Below are 16,981 nucleotides of genomic sequence, written 5' to 3'. Positions count from 1 at the left end.
GTGCCGCCCGGAGCCCTAGGCTGGACCGTGATGAGCACCACGTCCGCCCCTCCCGCTCCCACCCCCGCCGCTGTGGTGTGGGACTCCAGCCTGCTCCGCTACCGGTTCAGCGCGGAGCACCCGATGGCGCCCCTGCGGCTGGACCTCACGCACCGGCTCGTGGAGGCGTTCGGCCTGTTGGACGCGCCCCACGTGCGGATCGTGGAGCCGCCCGTGGCCACGGACGAGCAGCTCGCCCTCGTCCACGACCCCGAGTACGTCGCCGCCGTCCGCCGGGCCGCGGCGACGTCGTCGGCCGAGGACGGCCGCTTCGGCCTGGGCACCGAGGACTGTCCCGTGTTCCCGGACCTGCACGAGTCCGCCGCCCGGATCGCGGGCGGCTCCCTCGTGGCCGCGGAGGCGATCTGGTCCGGCGAGGTGGACCGCGCCGTGAACTTCGCGGGCGGCATGCACCACGCCGCCCGGTCCTCGGCGTCCGGGTTCTGCATCTACAACGACTGCGCCGTGGCCATCCAGCGCCTGCTGGACCTCGGCGCGGAGCGCGTGGCCTACGTCGACGTGGACGCGCACCACGGCGACGGCACGCAGTCGGTCTTCTACGACGACCCCCGCGTGCTCACCATCTCCCTGCACGAGACGGGCATCAGCCTGTTCCCGGGCACGGGCTTCGCCAATGAGATCGGCGGCGCGGCCGCCCAGGGCACGGCGGTGAACGTCGCGCTGCCCCCGCGCACCGGCGACGCCGGCTTCCTGCGCGCCGCCCACGCCGTGGTCCCGCCGCTGCTGCAGGCGTTCGCCCCGGACGTGCTGGTCAGCCAGCACGGCTGCGACGGCCACCTCACGGACCCGCTCGCCGACCTGCGGCTGACCGTGGACGGCCAGCGCCAGCTCGCGTTCGACGTCGGCGACTGGGCCGACCGGTTCGCGCACGGCCGGTGGCTGGCCACCGGGGGTGGCGGCTACAACCCGCTGCGGGTGGTGCCGCGCGCGTGGGCCCACCTGACCGCCGCCGTCCTGCAGACCCCGATCCCGGTGAAGAGCGAGATCCCCGCCGCCTGGATCGAGCACGTCCGGGCCCTCACCGCGGACGAGCTGACCGGGGACATGTCCGTGCACGTGGGGGACGACGCCGAGCGGATCCCCACCGTGATGGGCGAGGACGCGGACGTGTGGTGGCGCTCGTGGGAGGTGGGCTACGACCCGGCCGACCCGGTGGACCAGTCGATCATGGCCACGCGCCGCGAGGTGTTCCCGCTGCACGGGCTGGACTCCTGGTTCGACTGAGCCGGCCCGCGTCCCGGTTCGACCGCGGCCCGTGCGGCCGGTATTGTGGCCGAGAACGTTTCCAGGCGTTCCACATCCGGTGGAATGCGGGTCGGCGTGTCCGGCGCCCCGGATGCCTGCGGTCCCACGACCGCCGACCCTCGCCCCGATTCAAGGAGTCCCCATGGGATCTGTGATCAAGAAGCGCCGCAAGCGCATGTCGAAGAAGAAGCACCGCAAGCTGCTTCGCAAGACCCGTCACCAGCGTCGCAACAAGAAGTGACGCCCGCGCCCTCCGGGCGCTGACGAGACGAAGCCGCCGTCCCCTTCCGGGGGGACGGCGGCTTCGTCGTGGACGGCGATCCGTAGAGTGGGGCCATGACCGCCGACCTGCCCGCCGCCACCGCCCGCGTCCAGCTGCTCGTGAAGCCCGGCTGTCACCTGTGCGCCGAGGCCGAGGCCACGGTGGCGCAGGTGTGCGACGCGCGGGGCGAGGCCTGGGAGGCCGTCGACGGCGCCGCGCACCCGGCCCTGCTCGAGCGGTTCGCGGACGAGGTGCCCGTGCTGTTCGTCGACGGCGTCCAGCGCGACTTCTGGCGCGTGGACCCGGCCCGCCTGGGCCGTCTCCTGGACGCCCCGCGGGTCTGAGCGGGCTCAGCGGCGCGCGAAGCGCTGCCAGGCCTTCAGCCGCATGTACTCCGTGGCGTCCGGGCGGTAGGCGAGCACGATGCCGGCGACGCCGAGGCCCACCCACACCAGGTCCAGCGGGCTGAACGCCCCCATCACGGCGTTGGAGACCAGCACCAGCACGGACAGGGCCGCCAGCACCGTTCCGACGATGCGCGCGGCGCGCGAGCCGCCGCGGATCGCGAACGCCACCCACAGGTAGACGAGGAACGCGAGCACGCCGAACACGGCCGCCGTCGTGGCGAGGGTCGGGAGCATCCCGTCCATCATGGCGCGCATCTGCTCCGCCTGGTCGGCGGGCAGATCCATCTGCTCGACGGACCGGTCCAGCTCCTGCTGGATCGCGGCCTGGCCTTCCGGCTGGGTGAGGGCGAAGGCCGCCAGCAGGGTCGTCGCCAGCAGCAGGAGGCCGCCCGAGACGATCAGCCAGAACGCGGCCGTCAGGGAACGCGGCCGCGGGGGCAGCTCGACCGGGCCGGGAGGCTGCCAGCCGGCCGGGCCGTGGGGGGAGGGGGCCTGGGACATCCCCGTCTGGCCCGGGGCGCCGTACGGAGTCGCCGGCGGTGCGCCGTAGGGGTTCTGGCCGTACGGGCTCGCGCCCGCCGGGTCAGGGGAGCCCGGGGTCGGCCCCTGCGGGGCGGTGCCGTACGGGTTCTGGCTGCCGTGGGGATCGGTGGGCGAGGTGCCGGACATGGGGCCTCCTAGCGACGCCGACGCTCGCGGCGCCTCGGTGCGGACGGGGGTGGCGGCGCGGTCGCGCCGAGCTGTGCCCCACGCTACCGCCGGGGCCACCGGTCCGCCTCTGCCAGACTGGCCCCATGCAGACGCTCGCCACCGTCCACCTGGTCCGCCACGGAGAAGTCCACAACCCCGATCGTGTCCTCTACGGCCGCCTGCCGGAGTTCGGGCTCTCGGAGCTCGGCCACGAGATGGCCCGGGGCGTGGCCGCGTGGTTCGCGGAGCGCGCCGCGCAGACCGGCCGGGCGCCCGCCGTCGTCGCCGCCTCCCCGCTGACCCGCGCGCAGCAGACCGCCGCGCCCATCGCGGCCGCGTTCGACCTGCCGCTGGTCACCGAGCCGGACCTGATCGAGGCGGAGAACGCCTTCGAGGGCATGTCCCAGGTGGCGGCGTCGCTGAAGCGGAACCCGCGGCTGTGGCCCCGGCTGCGCAATCCCCTGCGCCCGTCCTGGGGCGAGCCGTACCGCGCGCAGGCCGCCCGGATGCTGGCCGTCGTCGACCGGCTCCGCGGCGAGGCCGTGGCCGCCGAGGGGCCCGGCGCCGAGTCCGTGCTCGTCTCGCACCAGCTGCCGATCTGGGTGACGCGCCTGGCCGTCGAGGGCCGTCCGCTGTGGCACGACCCGCGCCGGCGTGAGTGCTCGCTGACCTCCGTGACCTCGCTCGTGTACGAGGAAGGGCGCAGGGTGCCGCGCGTCGAGTACCACGAACCGAACCAGGCCCTGCTCAAGGACGCCTCCTCCCTGCCGGGCGCCTGAGGCCCCGACGGCGGCCGGCGTCGACGACGCCGGCCGCGGCCTCCCACGGGGTGGGGGTGTGACGTCCAGGGTTCAGTCAGAATGCGGGGCGGACAGTAGACTCCCCAGGTCCCCGGAATCCAGCGCCGCGCATCCCCTGGAGGGCAGTCACGCCATGCACACCCCGCCCCGTCCGTCCCGCCGCACCCTGCTGACCGGCCTCGCCCTCGCCAGCCTGGCGCCGGCGCTCGCGGCCTGCTCGGGCGGTGACGACTCGCTCGCGCGGCAGGCGGGCAACGCGGACGGCAAGAACTACGTCGCCGGCGACGGCTCCGTCCTGGAGATCGCCCCCGCCGAGCGCGGCGCCCCCGTGGAGTTCGCCGCCGAGCTCTTCGACGGCACCCCCGTGACCGGCGCGAGCCTGCGCGGCACCCCCGCCCTGCTGAACTTCTGGTACGCCGCCTGCGCGCCGTGCCGCGTCGAGGCCCCCCACCTCGTCTCCCTGCACGAGCAGTTCGCCCCGCAGGGGGTGCGGTTCCTCGGCGTGAACGTCCGGGACACCGTCACCACCGCGCAGGCCTTCGAGCGCACCTTCGAGATCCCCTACCCGTCCATCGAGGACGCCCGCGGGGACGTGCTCCTGAACATGACCGACTACGTGCCCCCGCAGGCCGTGCCCTCCACCCTCGTCCTGGACGTCGAGGGCCGCGTGGCCGCGCGGGTGCTCGGCGCCGTGGAGGAGTCCACCCTGCGCGCGCTGCTGACCACCGTGGTGGACGAGGCCGCGGCCTGAGTGGCCGCCGTGTCCATGCAGAACAATCCCTTCGCCGATATCGCGCTGGACGGCTCACTGCTGCTCGCGGCCCCGATCGCCCTGCTCGCCGGGCTCATCTCCTTCCTCTCGCCGTGCGTCCTGCCGCTCGTGCCCGGCTGGCTCGGCTACGTCACCGGCCTGGGCGGTGACGTCCTCACCACCCGGCGCCGCGGCCGCCTCGTGCTCGGCGCCGTGCTGTTCGTGCTCGGCTTCGCCGTGGTGTTCGTGGCGATCAGCGTGGTCTTCACGCAGGCCATGGTGTGGCTGCAGCGCGACGGCCAGTGGGTCACCCGCGTGCTCGGCGTGCTCGTGGCGCTCATGGGTCTGGTGTTCATGGGCGGTGGCGGACGTCTCCAGCAGGAGCGCCGCCTCCACCTCAAGCCCGCCGCCGGCCTGGCCGGGGCGCCGCTGCTCGGCATGACCTTCGGCCTCGGGTGGGCCCCGTGCATCGGCCCGACCATGGCGGCCGTGCTCGCCATGTCCACTGCGGGCTCCGGCTCGCTCGGGCGCGGGGCGCTCCTGGCGTTCCTGTACTGCCTGGGCCTCGGCGTGCCGTTCGTGCTCATCGCCGTCGGCATGGAGCGCGGCATGCGGGCGGTCGGGTTCTTCACGCGGCACCGCGTGCTGATCATGCGGCTCGGCGGCGCCCTGCTGGTGCTGCTCGGCCTGCTCATGGTCACCGGCGTGTGGACGCACTGGACCACGCAGCTGCAGTTCTGGTTCGCCAACGAATGGAGGATGCCCCTGTGAGCTCGAAGGCCGACCGCGCCCGCTCGGAGGACGTCGCCCTCCCTCAGCTGGGCCTCACCGGCACCCTGCGCTGGATCTGGACCCAGCTGACCAGCATGAGCACCGCGCTCATGCTGCTGCTCCTGCTCGCCGTCGCCGCCGTGCCCGGCTCCCTCGTGCCCCAGCGCCGTGCCGGCCCCGAGATCGTGGACCAGTGGATCGAGGACAACCCCGTGTGGGGCCCCGTCCTGGACGCCCTGCAGTTCTTCGACGTCTACAACTCCGTCTGGTTCTCGGCCATCTACCTGCTGCTGTTCGTCTCCCTCGTGGGCTGCGTGTGGCCGCGCGCCATCCAGCACGCCAAGGCCCTGCGCCAGCCCCCGGCCCGCACCCCCCGCAACCTGACGCGCCTGCCGGCCTCCGGCGTCGTCGTCCTCGAGGAGGGCGGCCCGAGCCCCGAGGAGGCCGTGGCCAGAGCCCAGGCGTGGCTGCGCAAGCGCCGCTACCGCGTGGAGCACCGCCCCGAGGCCGGCGGCGCGTCCGTGGGCGCCGAGCGCGGATACCTGCGCGAGATCGGCAACATCCTGTTCCACGTCTCGCTGATCGGCGTGCTCGTGTTCATGGCCTACGGCGGCATGACCAAGTACGGCGGGCAGAAGATCATCGTGGAGGGCGAGGGCTTCGCCAACAACCTCGTGGCCTACGACTCCTTCACCCCCGGCACCTACTTCAGCGCGGACGACCTCCAGCCGTTCTCCCTCACCCTCGACTCCTTCGACGCCGTGTTCGACCGCGAGTCCGAGACCCACTACGGCCAGCCGCTGGACTACACCGCCGTCATGGACGTCCGCGAGGGCTCCGGCGGCGAGCTCCAGCGCCAGATCCTCAAGGTCAACCAGCCGCTGGACATCGACGGCGTGCGCGTCTACCTCGTGGGCAACGGCTACGCGCCCGTGGTGACCATCCGCGACGGCGCCGGGGACGTGGCCTTCCAGGGCCCCGTGGTCACCCGCGTGTTCGACCAGAACTACGGCTCGCAGGCCACCATCAAGGTCCCCGACGCGCGGCCGGACCAGCTGGGCTTCGTCGGCTTCTTCCTGCCCTCGGCGGTGGAGGACGAGGAAGGCGCCGCGTTCTCCGCGGACCCCGAGCTGCTCAACCCGGAGCTGCAGCTGAACTCGTACTACGGGGACCTCGGCCTGGACACCGGCCGCCCGCAGAACGTGTACGTGCTGGACACCGCATCCCTCACCGAGCTCAACAGCCGCACCAACGAGAACGGCGGCATCGTGCTCAGCCCGGGCCAGACGTACGAGCTGCCCGAGGGCAAGGGCTCCATCAGCTTCGACGGCGTCCGCCGCTACGTCGGCCTGGACATCCACTACGACCCGGGCAAGTGGGGCGTCGGCGTGTTCGCCGGCACCGCCCTGCTCGGGCTGGTCATCAGCCTGTTCGTCCGCCGCCGCCGCGTGTGGGTCCGCGCCCGCACCGACGAGGCCGGCCGCACCCGCGTGGAGTACGCGCTGCTCGCCCGCGGCGAGGAGTTCGGCTTGCACGAGGAGCACGTGGCCCTGCGCTCGGCCATGGAGCGCTGGTGGCCCGTCGCCGCCACCGAGACGGCCGACGACGCCGCGGCCGGTGCCGCCCCCCAGTCCACCCCCACCGCCCCCGAGACCCCCGCCGGCCCCGCCGACGCCCGATCAGGAGACTGACAGTGTTCAACCCCACGGCCCCCGTGAACGAGCAGCTGGCGCTGTACAGCGACCTCTTCATGCTCATCGCCGCGCTCGTGTACGCGGCGGCGTTCATCCTGTTCACCATCGACATGGCCACCGCCTCGGCCACCATCCGCCGCCTCGAGGCCGACCTCGCGGCCCAGCGCGGGCAGGTGCGCACCGCTCCGGCCCGCGAGACCGTGGGGGTCGCCGTCGGCGGGTCCACGGCGGTCGGCGCGAGCGACTCCGACACGGCCCGGCCGGCCGCCGCCGAGCCCGGCGTCGACGCGGACGACGACCTCGTGGACGAGGACATGGACTACACGGGCGGCGGCCGCCGCCCGGTCGCCAACGTGGCCGTGGCCGTGCTGGCCGTCGGCTGGGCGCTGCACGCGTTCGCCGTCGTCGCCCGCGGCCTCGCCGCCTCCCGCGTGCCGTGGGGCAACCTGTACGAGTTCATGACCACGGGCGCGCTCGTGATCACGACCGTCTACCTGCTGTTCCTCTTGCGCAAGGATCTGCGCTTCGTGGGCACGTTCGTCACCGGCATCGTCGTGGCGATGATGTGCGCGGCCACCATGGGCTTCCCGACGCCGGTGGGCCACCTCCAGCCGCCGCTGCAGACGCCGTGGCTCGTCATCCACGTGTCCATCGCCGTGCTGGCCAGCTCGCTGTTCGCGCTGACCGCCGCGATGTCCGTGCTGCAGCTGCTGCAGGACCGCGCGGAGAAGCGCGCTGCGGCGGGCGAGCGCTCGTGGGCGTTCCTGCGCCTCGTGCCGGCCGCGCAGGGGCTGGAGAACTGGTCCTACCGCCTCAACGCCGTCGGCTTCGTCATGTGGACCTTCACGCTGATCGCCGGTGCGATCTGGGCCGAGGCCGCGTGGGGCCGCTACTGGAACTGGGACACCAAGGAGGTCTGGACCTTCGTGATCTGGGTGGTGTACGCGGCGTACCTGCACGCCCGCGCCACCCGCGGCTGGACCGGTGCCCGCGCCGCGTGGCTGAGCATCGTGGGCTTCCTGTGCATCGTGTTCAACTACACGATCGTCAACACGTACTTCCCGGGCCTGCACTCGTACGCGGGTTTGCCCGGCTGAGTCCGGCGGGGCCCCTCAGGCGCGCGGCCCGTCGCCGTCCGGGTCGGCGTCGTCGTCGCCCTGCTCCCGACGACGGCGCAGCTCCTCCTCGCGGGCCCGCAGCTCGGCCTCGCGGCGGTCCAGGTCCTGCTCGCGGGCGTCCTGGCGGCGCTGCACGCGCAGGCTGCGCAGGAACGCCTCGTCGTCGTCCGGGGCCCCGGAGGGCCGGGGTGCGGCCCGTCCGCCCGCGCCGGCCGGGCGGGCGCGGCCGAGCAGCAGCCACAGCAGCGGCCCCACGAGCGGCACGAGCACGATGACCGCCACCCACGCCGTCTTCGGCAGGCTGCGCACCTCGCGGGCGGGGGTGAGCAGCGCCTCGAACAGCGCGTAGAGGGTCAGTCCGGCGAGGATGATCGCGGCGGGGATGATGAAGCGGCCCATCCCGCCAGTCTAGGCGCGGGCTGTGGGGTCGGCGGGCGGGCGGGGCGTCCGTCCTCGTAGGATGGACCGGTGCGCATCTTCTTCTACGGTCTGGTCCGCGTGGTCGTCTTCGTCGCCCTGTGGGCGCTGTTCTACTACGTGATGGACCTCGGGATGATCTTCGGGGTGATCGCGGCCACGATCCTGACGTTCGCGATCAGCTACCTCTTCCTCGGCCGCCTGCGCACGGGGGCCACCGAGGACCTGTCCGCCGCGTGGGAGGGCCGCCCGGGCCGCCGGGGCCGCACCGAGACCGCCGACGCGGACGCCGAGGACGCCTACACCGAGGGCCGGTTCCGCGAGTGAGCCCCGCGGGGCGACGGGGCGGATGACGCCGCCGGCGCCGCCGTCATCCCGTGCGGCTCAGAGCAGCGCGCCGAGGGTGAACGTGATCGCGTAGACGATCCCGATCACGCCGGTCGCGCGCAGCACCGGAATCAGCGCCCGGCGGTCGTCGGCGCGCAGCACCGTGCGGATCGGCCGGATCGCGAGCAGGCCGCCGATCGGCACGAGCAGCAGCCCCGGGTGCACCGCCACCCAGAACAGCGGCAGCAGCAGGGCGACGGCCAGCATGACGGCGTAGGACGCCCGCGCGGGTCCGTCGCCCAGGCGGGCGGCCAGCGTCATCTTCCCGACCTCGCGGTCCGTGGGGATGTCCCGGATGTTGTTGGCCATGAGCAGGGCCGTGGAGATCAGCCCACAGCCGATCGCGCCGGCCCAGGCCAGGCCGCTGACGGCGTCGGCCTGGGTGTACGTGGTGCCGAGGACGGCCACCAGCCCGAAGAACACGAACACGAACACCTCGCCGAGGCCGAGGTACCCGTACGGCCGCTTCCCGCCGGTGTAGAACCACGCGGCCAGCACGCAGGCGACGCCGACCAGCAGGAACCACCAGTGCCCCGAGAGCAGGATGAGCCCCAGGCCGGCCAGCCCGGCGAGGCCGAAGGACGCGAAGGCCGCCTGTTTCACCTGGACCGCGGGCACGAGCCCGGAGACGGTGAGCCGGAAGGGGCCGACGCGCTCGTCGTCGGTGCCGCGGATGCCGTCCGAGTAGTCGTTGGCGTAGTTCACGCCGATCTGCAGCGCGAGCGACACCACGAGGGCCAGCAGCGCTGCGCCGAGGTGGAAGGAGCCGAGCTCCGCGGCGGCGGCCGAACCGACGATCACGGGGGCGATCGCCATGGGCAGCGTGCGCAGGCGCGCGGCGGCGACCCACTGGGAGAGCGTGGCGGCCATGGGCGGGGGTTCCTCCTGGGGAGCGGGGTGGGCAGCGGCGCGCGGCGGGCCGGGTCGACGGCGGAGCACGGCCGGGGCCCGACGTCGGCCGGGCCCGGCTCATTCTCCCACGCGGGCGGGGCGGCGCTCAGCCGGCGGTGAACCGGGCGGCCAGGGCCTGCCGGTCGGTCTTGCCGGTGGAGAGCAGCGGCAGTGCGTCGAGGACGAGCCACGTCTTGGGCACCGCGGCCGCACCCAGCGCCTCGCGCACGTGGGCGCGCAGGACGGCCTCGTCGGGGGCCGCGGCCGGGTGGGCGGGCACGACGGCGGCGCACAGCCGGGCGCCCCACTCGGGATCCGGCACGCCGGCCACGTGGGCCGCCGCGACGCCCGGGTGCGCCTCGAGCACCGCGGTCACGGCCGCCGCGGACACCTTCACCCCGCCCGTGATGACGACGTCGTCCAGGCGGCCGGTCACGGCCAGCCGCACGCCGCCGTCGTCGGTGGGGGAGAGCACGCCCGTGTCCTCGGTCAGGAAGGCACGGGCGCCGTCCGCGGCGGTGACGAAGTGGGCGGCGGTGCGGGCGGGGTCGTCGAGGTAGCCGGCCGCCACCATGGGCCCGGCCAGGCGCACGCGCGGCGGGGCGTCGGGATCGTCGGGGGCCACCGCGGCGGCGACGCCGGGCAGCGGCACGCCGTCGTAGACACAGCCGCCGCACGTCTCGGCCATGCCGTAGGTGGCGGTGAGGCGCACCCCCGCCGCCTCGGCCGCGGCCCGCAGCGCGGGATCGAGCCGGGCGCCGCCCACGAGCACGCGGTCGAAGGAACGCAGGGCCGCCCGCCCGGCCGGGTCGGCGTCGGCCGCGAGGAGGCGGGCGAGCTGGGTGGGGACGAGCGAGACGAGCCGGGGGCCGGCGTCGTCGGGCAGGGCGGCCGCCCCGGTGGCGAACGACGCGGGCGTGAACGGGCCCGGTGGCAGGGCCACGGGTGCGGTCCCGGCCGCGATCGAGCGGGAGAGCACGGCGAGCCCGGCCACGTAGTGCACGCCGAGGGCCAGCAGCCACGCCCCCTCGCCGCCGAGCCGCCGGGCCGTGGCCGCGGCCGAGGCGCGCAGGGCCGCGCCGGTCAGGACGATCTGCTTCGGCGTGCCCGTGGACCCGGAGGTGCGCACCACGGCGACGGCGTCCGGGTCGCCGCAGCGGAGTGAATCGCGGGCCTCGGGTCGGGCGAGGACGGCGCCGTCGGCGGTCAGCTCGACGGGGGCGCCGCCGTCGAAGGCCGCCGCGAGGGCGTCCGTGGCGCGGGCGAGGGCATCGGCGGTGGCGGGCATGGCCCCGAGTGTAGGAGGCCCGACGGTCGGACGGATCCGCCCGGCCGGTCAGAGCATGAACGGCACGGTGGCGATCTTGACCACCATGATCAGCGCGAACAGCTGGGCGTACCCCTCGGTCACGCGGGCGTCGGTGGACCGGGAGAGCGCGTAGTCCAGGATCGCCGGCTGGCCCGTGATGCCCGCCAGCGCCCCGTAGGTGCGATCCACGGACTGCCCCAGCAGCCGTGCCGCGGCGATGAGCAGGGCCGCGGTCAGCGCGGTGAGCACGGCGGACATCAGGATGGCCAGCCCGCCGACCCGGGTGAACACCGTCTCGATGAACGCCGGGCCGGCGGCCAGGCCCACCACGCCCAGGAAGAGCATGAGGCCGAACTGCCGCAGCGTCAGCGCGATCTCCGTGGACGGCTCCCACACCGTGGGTCCCGTTCGGCCGATCGCACCGAGGGCGAGGCCGACGAGGATGCACCCGGCCGCCGGGCCGAGGGAGAAGGAGGCCCCGCCCGGAAGCGGGATCGTCACCATGCCCAGCAGGTAGCCCAGCGCCATGCCCGTGCCCAGGGAGATCCAGTCCAGGTTCGAGAGCCCGCGGGTCGAGTTGCCGAAGAAGTCGCGCACCGCCTCCATCCGCGGCGCGGTGGTCACGATGAGCACCCGGTCGCCGACCTTGAGCTCGGTCTGCGGGGTGGCCAGCGACTCGACGTCGTCGCGCCGCAGCCGGGCGACGTCGGTGCCGAAGCGCTCGCGCAGGGACAGCGTGCCCAGGCGGAGATCGGCCAGGGCGCGGGCCGTGACGATGACCATGGAGGTCTGCAGCGGGTTCATCACCCGCGCCGGGTCGGCGCCGGTGCGGCGGCCGAAGGCCTCCACGGCCGCGTCGATGTTCTGCTCCGTGCCGTCCAGGACGACCTCGTCCCCGGGTTCGATCCGGTCGGCGGAGCCGGCGATCCGGGCCACGCCGCCGTGGCGCAGCGCCACCACGCGCACCAGCCCCTCGGAGATCCCGGGGATCTCCCGCACGGCGATCGCGGAGGTGGCGACCGCAGCGGTGAAGCGCAGCTTGCCGTCGGTCACCGGCGCCGGATCGCGTGGGGAACTGTTCCACGGGCGGGCGGCGAGCAGGGTGATCGCGATGATGGTGCCGACCACGCCCACCAGGTAGGACAGCCCGTAGCCCACGGCCGGGGCCTGCCCGCCGGTGAGCTGGTTCGCCAGCGCCATCGCCGGCGTCGCGGTGAGCGAACCCGTCCACACGCCGATCGCCGTCGGCAGGTCCAGGTTGAGCAGCGCGGCCAGCGGGTGCACCGTGAAGGCGGTGAGGATCACCACGACGACGGCGGCCAGCATCAGGGGCAGGTTGCGGCGCAGGTCCCGGAAGAACACCTTGCCGGCGCCGAGCCCGATCAGGTAGGCGAACAGGGCCAGGCCGAAGCTCTGGAACAGGGCCAGCCGGTCGCCGACGTCGGGCAGCACCGCCCCGACGAGCAGGCCCACGAACAGTGCTCCCGAGGCGCCGAGGCGGATCTTGCCCAGGGGGATGGTGCCGACGGCGGCGCCCAGGGCGACGGTGGCCATGAGGACGAGGATGGGCTGGTCGTTGAGCAGTGCGAGCATGGGCGGGTCCCCGTCCTGCCGTGGTGGTCGGTCAGAAGTGGTACGGGAAGGCGGACCAGTCCGGGTCGCGCTTCTGCAGGAACGCGTCCCGGCCCTCCACGGCCTCGTCCGTCATGTAGGCCATGCGCGTGGCCTCGCCGGCGAAGACCTGCTGGCCGGCCATGCCGTCGTCGGGAAGGTTGAACGCGAACTTGAGCATGCGCAGGGCCTGCGGGGACTGACGGTTGATGTCCGCGGCGTACTCGAGGGCGACCTCCTCGAGGCGCTCGTGGTCCACGGCCTCGTTGACGGCGCCCATGGCCACCATCTCCTCGGCCGAGTACTCGCGCGCCGTGAAGAAGATCTCGCGGGCGCGCTTCTGGCCCACCTGCCGGGCGAGCAGGGCCGAGCCGTAGCCGGCGTCGAAGGAGCCCACGGTGGCGTCCGTCTGCTTGAACTTCCCGTGCTCGCGGGAGGCCAGGGTGAGGTCCGCGACCACGTGGAGTGAGTGGCCGCCGCCGGCCGCCCAGCCGTTCACGACGGCGATGATCGCCTTGGGGGAGGTGCGCATCAGGCGCTGGACCTCGAGGATGTGGAGGCGTCCGGCGCGGGCCGGGTCGATGGTCTCGGCCGTCTCCCCCTCGGCGTAGCGGTAGCCGTCGCGGCCTCGGATGCGCTGGTCCCCGCCGGAGCAGAACGCGTGGCCGCCGTCCTTGGGGGAGGGGCCGTTGCCGGTGAGCAGCACCGTGCCCACGTCCGGGGTCATGCGGGCGTGGTCGAGGGCGCGGTAGAGCTCGTCCACGGTACCGGGGCGGAACGCGTTGCGGACCTCGGGGCGGTCGAAGGCGATGCGCACCGTCGGCAGGTCGCGCACCCAGCGGCCGTCGGCGTCGCGCTCCACCTGGCGGTGGTAGGTCAGGTCCTCGAAGTCGAAGCCCTCGACCACGCGCCAGCGCACGGGGTCGAAGAGGTCGGAGACCTGCTCGGGGAGGCGGTCACGGTCGGGGCGGGCGGCGTCGGGCTGCGGGGTGCTCATGGGGCCCGAGTCTAGGTGTAGGAGGGCATGACGTTGTTGACTCGGGTCGGTGCCAGTGAGGCCGGAGGAGCGTCTCCGCAGGAGGTATGAGGCCGATGGTAGTTGTAGTGGTTCACCCACACTGCCAACGCCTCACGCCGGGCCGTCTCTGAGGAGTACGGGCGGGCGTAGAGGACCTCGTCCACCATCAGCCGGTTGTACCGCTCGACCTTCCCGTTGTGACGCGGGGTGTATGGGCGGATCCGGTGGTGCCGGCCCCCGAGCGAGACCACCTTCCGGGTGAAGTCCACGGCCCGGTAGTTGTTGCCGTTGTCCGTGATCACCCGGTCCACGGTGATGCCGTGGGCGGCGAAGAACGCCCTCGCCCGGCAGAAGAACCCGATCGTGGTCACCGCCTTCTCGTCCTCCAACGCTTCGGTGTACGCCAGGCGGGTGTACCCGTCGATCGCCGAGTGCAGGTAGGTGTACCCGACCCGTCGGCCAGGCCCGCGTTTGGCCGCTCGCGCGTTCTCGGAGTCCCGGCCGTGAGCACGCCAGCCTCCCCCCTCGGGGATGCGCCCGATTTTCTTCACGTCCAGGTGCACCATGTGCCCCGGGCCGCGGGCGGTGATCTTCTGGGGTCGTTGGCGCAGGTCTTCTCCGGCCGGGGTCAGGTCCCGTAGGCGGGAGATCCCGAGTCGGTGCAGCCACCTCCCCACGGTGCGCAGGCACAGCTGGTGGCCTTCGGAGGCGAGGTGGTGATGGATGCGCCGTGCGGACCACTTGCGCTCCCGCCGCAGGGCGTGGATCTGGGCGACCAGGACCGGATCGAGCTGGGCAGGTGAACGGTGCGGCCGGCTGGGCAGGTCCTGAAGGCCGGCTTCTCCCTGGGCGCGGTAGCGGGCGACCCAGGTGGCCACCGTGGGCCGGCTCACGCGGAACTCGGCTGCCACGTGTGCTTGCGGGATCCCGTCGTGCAGGTGGCGTTGGACCATGCGCAGCCGGCCGGTCGGGGTCAGGGGTGCGTTAGCGTGAGTCATGAGTGGGTCTCTTCTGGCAGGTGGGTGGTGTAGGAACTTCCATCCTGCGGGGCGGGGCCCACTCGTCTCATCTCAGCCCGGTACGGATGTCAAGAACCTCATGACCCACAACATCTAGGCCCGCCGGGCGAGCCGGGGGCGAGCCGCCCGCCTCCTCCGCGAGCCAGACAATTCGGTCGTCCCAGGGCCGTTCTGACAGCAGTACTCTCTGGTTCACGCGCGCGGCGCACCAGCGCATCGACGGCTGCGCGGGCTGCCGGGGCCCCGCCCCGGCTCAGTCGATCCGCGCCGTCGCCCCCAGCGCCGTGAGCAGGAACGCGTACTCCCACGCGGTGTCCTCCCAGCCCTGGTACCGGCCGGAGGCGCCCCCGTGCCCACCGTCCATCTCGGTGCGCAGCAGCACGGGCGCGCCGCCGTCGGCCAGCGGCCTCGCCTGGTCCGAGGTGACGGTGCGGCGCAGCTGCGCCACCCACTTGGCGGGCTCCACGTAGAGCACGCGGGTGTCGTGCAGGCTGGTGACCGCGGCGATCGCCGGGTAGTCCACCGCCCGCACGTTCTCGTACGGGGTGTAGGCGCGCATGGCCTCGTACACGGCCGCGTCCTCGATCGGGTTGCCCCACTCCTCCCACTCGAGCGCGGACAGCGGCAGCTCCGGGTCGAGGATGGTGGTGAGCGCATCCACGAACGGCACCACCGCCAGGCACGCCCGGTACAGCTCCGGCGCGAGGTTCAGCACCGCGCCCATGAGCAGGCCGCCGGCCGAGCCGCCCATGCAGGCCACACGCGCCGGGTCCGCCCAGCCGAGGTCCACGAGGTGCCGGGTGGCGTCCACGAAGTCCGTGAAGGAGTGCCGCTTGGCCAGCTTCTTGCCGTCCTCGTACCAGCGCCGGCCCAGTTCGCCGCCGCCGCGCACGTGCGCGACCGCGAACACCACGCCCCGGTCCAGCAGGGACAGCCGGGCCACACCCAGCACGGGGTCCATGGACATCTCGTAGGAGCCGTAGCCGTACACCACGCACGGGGCCGTCCCGTCCGGCTTCACGTCGCGGCGCCGGATCACGGTGACGGGGATCCGCACGTCCTCCCCGGTCACCGACGACGGCTCGGACGCCGGCGCCCACACGCGCTCGGCCACGTAGTCGGCCGGGTCGTAGCCGGGCACCTCCGTCTCGCGGCGCAGGTGCACCTCGCCCGTCGCCGCCGAGACGTCCAGCACGCGCGCGGGCGTGATCCAGGACGTGTAGGCCAGCCGCAGGAACGGGGACTCGGCCGCCGTCGCGGACAGATGGCACGCGTAGAGCTCCTCGTCGAACGCGGGCTCGCGCCAGTGCGCGGCCTGCCCGGCCAGCACGGCGTCCAGCTCGGTGACGACGACGCGCGGGGTCGTCTCCCGGCGCACGGCCAGGGCGGCGTGGGTCAGGGTGACCATGACACCGTCGACCTTCACGTCCTCGCGGTGCGGCACGACGGTGCGCCAGGCGCCGCGGTCGGCGACGTCCGCCTCGGCGACCACCGAGAGCATCCCGTTGGGCGCGGCGACGGGGGCGCCGTCGTCGTCCAGGGCGCGGTCGTGGACCACGAGCAGCCGGCGGACGCCGTCGGCGTCGGTGACGGGCTCGACGTCGGCGAGCATCCGCCACGCGCGGGGGATCAGCACGCGCGGGGCCGGCAGGGGCGCGGCGGGGTCCTCCGGCAGGTCGACCACGAGGGTCTCGGAGACCTCCGAGTTGCCGACGCCGATCAGCAGCTGGGTGCGGTCGGCCACGCCCTCGAAGCCGGTCCACATGCCCGGGTCGGCCTCCTCGTGCAGGATCACGTCCTCGGCCGGGTCGGTGCCGAGCACGTGGGCCTTGACCTGGTACGGCCGCCACGAGTCGTCCCACACGGTGTAGAACACGCGGGTGCCCGAGCGGTCGAAGCGGACGCCGTGGGCCACGTTCTCGACCGCGTCCGGCAGGTCCTCGCCCGTGGCGATCTCGCGCACGCGCAGGGTGAAGCGCTCGTCGCCGGTGTGGTCCACGGCGTAGGCCACCCGGGTGGCGTCCGGGCTGATGTGCAGGCCGCCGAGCGCGAAGAACGGGTGGCCCTCGGCCTCGGCGTTGCCGTCCAGGATCACCTGCTCGCCCGGCAGGGCGGCGTCCGGGGTGATGACGGGCGGGGTCCAGTCGGCCTCGAGGTCGCCGGTGTCGCGTGCGGGCACGCGGCAGTGGATCGGGTACTCGGCGCCCTCGCGGGTGCGCACGAAGTACCACCACCCGTCCCGGCGGGCGGGCACGGAGCGGTCCGTCTCCACCGTGCGGGCCTTGATCTCGCCGACGATCGCCTCGCGCAGCGGCGCCTGGTCCGCGGTCACGGCCTCGGTGTACGCGTTCTCGGCGGCCAGGTGCTCGAGCACGCGGGGCTCCGCCTTGCCGCGCAGCCACTCGAAGTCGTCCTGGAACGTGTGGCCGTGGTGGCGGCGGGTCACGGGCTCGGCGCAGGCGGACGGCGGGACGGGGGCGTGCGACGTGGTCTGGGGCATGCGGCCCATCCCATCACGCCGCGCGGGGCGG

Annotated in this window: 17 protein-coding genes; 9 read left to right on the top strand and 8 right to left on the bottom strand. The window is 73.8% G+C overall.

Annotated elements, in window-relative coordinates:
• Window positions 1-30 precede the first annotated feature (30 nt).
• The 3 genes from AC0VX2_RS09260 to AC0VX2_RS09250 all read left to right on the top strand — a co-directional run bounded on the left by AC0VX2_RS09260 (window position 31) and on the right by AC0VX2_RS09250 (window position 1,911).
• Window positions 31-1,284 carry an acetoin utilization protein AcuC gene (locus AC0VX2_RS09260; protein ID WP_100058714.1) on the top strand — a complete coding sequence of 418 codons (1,254 nt, stop codon included), beginning with the start codon at window positions 31-33 and terminating at the stop codon, window positions 1,282-1,284.
• Window positions 1,285-1,447: 163 nt separating this feature from the next.
• Window positions 1,448-1,546, top strand: coding sequence for a 30S ribosomal protein bS22 (locus AC0VX2_RS09255; RefSeq protein ID WP_005504750.1), 99 nt, complete (start codon window positions 1,448-1,450; stop codon window positions 1,544-1,546).
• A gap of 95 nt (window positions 1,547-1,641) precedes the next feature.
• Window positions 1,642-1,911 (top strand): glutaredoxin family protein, encoded by a 270-nt coding sequence (locus tag AC0VX2_RS09250; protein WP_070709880.1) that lies wholly within the window; start codon window positions 1,642-1,644, stop codon window positions 1,909-1,911.
• Window positions 1,912-1,917: 6 nt separating this feature from the next.
• Here AC0VX2_RS09250 and AC0VX2_RS09245 read toward each other — a convergent pair whose 3' ends face one another.
• Window positions 1,918-2,643, bottom strand: coding sequence for a Bax inhibitor 1 family protein (locus AC0VX2_RS09245; protein WP_070709878.1), 726 nt, complete (start codon window positions 2,641-2,643; stop codon window positions 1,918-1,920).
• 125 nt (window positions 2,644-2,768) lie between these two features.
• Here AC0VX2_RS09245 and AC0VX2_RS09240 point away from each other — a divergent pair, with 125 nt between their 5' ends.
• The 5 genes from AC0VX2_RS09240 (at window position 2,769) to ccsB (ending at window position 7,777) form a co-directional block, all read left to right on the top strand.
• Entirely contained in the window at window positions 2,769-3,443 is a 675-nt protein-coding gene (locus tag AC0VX2_RS09240; protein ID WP_041104030.1) for a histidine phosphatase family protein, read from the top strand.
• Between the two features lie 154 nt (window positions 3,444-3,597).
• The gene (locus tag AC0VX2_RS09235; RefSeq protein WP_070709690.1) at window positions 3,598-4,215 is read left to right on the top strand and encodes a TlpA family protein disulfide reductase; all 618 of its coding nucleotides are present in this window, start codon (window positions 3,598-3,600) and stop codon (window positions 4,213-4,215) included.
• 15 nt (window positions 4,216-4,230) lie between these two features.
• The gene (locus AC0VX2_RS09230; RefSeq protein WP_041104065.1) at window positions 4,231-4,986 is read left to right on the top strand and encodes a cytochrome c biogenesis CcdA family protein; all 756 of its coding nucleotides are present in this window, start codon (window positions 4,231-4,233) and stop codon (window positions 4,984-4,986) included.
• Window positions 4,983-6,677 (top strand): cytochrome c biogenesis protein ResB, encoded by a 1,695-nt coding sequence (gene resB / locus AC0VX2_RS09225; RefSeq protein ID WP_102708766.1) that lies wholly within the window; start codon window positions 4,983-4,985, stop codon window positions 6,675-6,677. The genes AC0VX2_RS09230 and resB overlap by 4 nt, the downstream gene beginning before the upstream one ends.
• A 2-nt stretch (window positions 6,678-6,679) precedes the next feature.
• Window positions 6,680-7,777, top strand: coding sequence for a c-type cytochrome biogenesis protein CcsB (ccsB, locus tag AC0VX2_RS09220; protein ID WP_049147932.1), 1,098 nt, complete (start codon window positions 6,680-6,682; stop codon window positions 7,775-7,777).
• Between the two features lie 15 nt (window positions 7,778-7,792).
• Here the strand turns inward: ccsB and AC0VX2_RS09215 are convergent, their stop codons facing one another.
• A complete protein-coding gene (locus tag AC0VX2_RS09215) occupies window positions 7,793-8,197 on the bottom strand; it encodes a PLDc N-terminal domain-containing protein (protein ID WP_036381004.1) in 405 nt (134 codons plus the stop codon).
• Window positions 8,198-8,266: 69 nt separating this feature from the next.
• Between AC0VX2_RS09215 and AC0VX2_RS09210 the strand changes: the two genes are divergently transcribed.
• The gene (locus tag AC0VX2_RS09210; protein WP_036381007.1) at window positions 8,267-8,542 is read left to right on the top strand and encodes a DUF4229 domain-containing protein; all 276 of its coding nucleotides are present in this window, start codon (window positions 8,267-8,269) and stop codon (window positions 8,540-8,542) included.
• Window positions 8,543-8,599: 57 nt separating this feature from the next.
• On the opposite strand, the gene AC0VX2_RS09205 is transcribed toward AC0VX2_RS09210, so the two are convergent.
• The 6 genes from AC0VX2_RS09205 to AC0VX2_RS09180 form a co-directional block, all read right to left on the bottom strand.
• Window positions 8,600-9,472, bottom strand: a complete 873-nt coding sequence (locus AC0VX2_RS09205; protein WP_036381010.1) for a 1,4-dihydroxy-2-naphthoate polyprenyltransferase — start codon at window positions 9,470-9,472, stop codon at window positions 8,600-8,602.
• A 127-nt stretch (window positions 9,473-9,599) separates the two neighbouring features.
• A complete protein-coding gene (locus AC0VX2_RS09200; protein WP_036382952.1) occupies window positions 9,600-10,781 on the bottom strand; it encodes an AMP-binding protein in 1,182 nt (393 codons plus the stop codon).
• A gap of 48 nt (window positions 10,782-10,829) precedes the next feature.
• Window positions 10,830-12,395: an aspartate-alanine antiporter-like transporter gene (locus AC0VX2_RS09195; RefSeq protein ID WP_400394760.1), complete on the bottom strand. Its 1,566-nt coding sequence runs from the start codon at window positions 12,393-12,395 to the stop codon at window positions 10,830-10,832.
• Between the two features lie 31 nt (window positions 12,396-12,426).
• Complete coding sequence (locus AC0VX2_RS09190) at window positions 12,427-13,410, bottom strand: 1,4-dihydroxy-2-naphthoyl-CoA synthase (protein ID WP_475432577.1); 984 nt, start codon at window positions 13,408-13,410, stop codon at window positions 12,427-12,429.
• A gap of 11 nt (window positions 13,411-13,421) precedes the next feature.
• Entirely contained in the window at window positions 13,422-14,429 is a 1,008-nt protein-coding gene (locus AC0VX2_RS09185; RefSeq protein ID WP_101966247.1) for an IS481 family transposase, read from the bottom strand.
• Window positions 14,430-14,703: 274 nt separating this feature from the next.
• Window positions 14,704-16,950 (bottom strand): S9 family peptidase, encoded by a 2,247-nt coding sequence (locus AC0VX2_RS09180; RefSeq protein ID WP_475432576.1) that lies wholly within the window; start codon window positions 16,948-16,950, stop codon window positions 14,704-14,706.
• Window positions 16,951-16,981: the final 31 nt, after the last annotated feature.

The organism is Micrococcus sp. iso_239, from assembly GCF_056173395.1.
Note: the sequence above shows the minus strand (reverse complement) of the source record. Positions and strands in the feature narration are given on the sequence as shown.

Coding starts and splice junctions, on each gene's coding strand:
- AC0VX2_RS09260 (WP_100058714.1), top strand. CDS start 31: ATGAGCACCACGTCCGCCCCTCCCGCTCCCACCCCCGCCGCTGTGGTG.
- AC0VX2_RS09255 (WP_005504750.1), top strand. CDS start 1,448: ATGGGATCTGTGATCAAGAAGCGCCGCAAGCGCATGTCGAAGAAGAAG.
- AC0VX2_RS09250 (WP_070709880.1), top strand. CDS start 1,642: ATGACCGCCGACCTGCCCGCCGCCACCGCCCGCGTCCAGCTGCTCGTG.
- AC0VX2_RS09245 (WP_070709878.1), bottom strand. CDS start 2,643: ATGTCCGGCACCTCGCCCACCGATCCCCACGGCAGCCAGAACCCGTAC.
- AC0VX2_RS09240 (WP_041104030.1), top strand. CDS start 2,769: ATGCAGACGCTCGCCACCGTCCACCTGGTCCGCCACGGAGAAGTCCAC.
- AC0VX2_RS09235 (WP_070709690.1), top strand. CDS start 3,598: ATGCACACCCCGCCCCGTCCGTCCCGCCGCACCCTGCTGACCGGCCTC.
- AC0VX2_RS09230 (WP_041104065.1), top strand. CDS start 4,231: ATGCAGAACAATCCCTTCGCCGATATCGCGCTGGACGGCTCACTGCTG.
- AC0VX2_RS09215 (WP_036381004.1), bottom strand. CDS start 8,197: ATGGGCCGCTTCATCATCCCCGCCGCGATCATCCTCGCCGGACTGACC.
- AC0VX2_RS09205 (WP_036381010.1), bottom strand. CDS start 9,472: ATGGCCGCCACGCTCTCCCAGTGGGTCGCCGCCGCGCGCCTGCGCACG.
- AC0VX2_RS09200 (WP_036382952.1), bottom strand. CDS start 10,781: ATGCCCGCCACCGCCGATGCCCTCGCCCGCGCCACGGACGCCCTCGCG.
- AC0VX2_RS09195 (WP_400394760.1), bottom strand. CDS start 12,395: ATGCTCGCACTGCTCAACGACCAGCCCATCCTCGTCCTCATGGCCACC.
- AC0VX2_RS09190 (WP_475432577.1), bottom strand. CDS start 13,410: ATGAGCACCCCGCAGCCCGACGCCGCCCGCCCCGACCGTGACCGCCTC.
- AC0VX2_RS09185 (WP_101966247.1), bottom strand. CDS start 14,429: ATGACTCACGCTAACGCACCCCTGACCCCGACCGGCCGGCTGCGCATG.
- AC0VX2_RS09180 (WP_475432576.1), bottom strand. CDS start 16,950: ATGCCCCAGACCACGTCGCACGCCCCCGTCCCGCCGTCCGCCTGCGCC.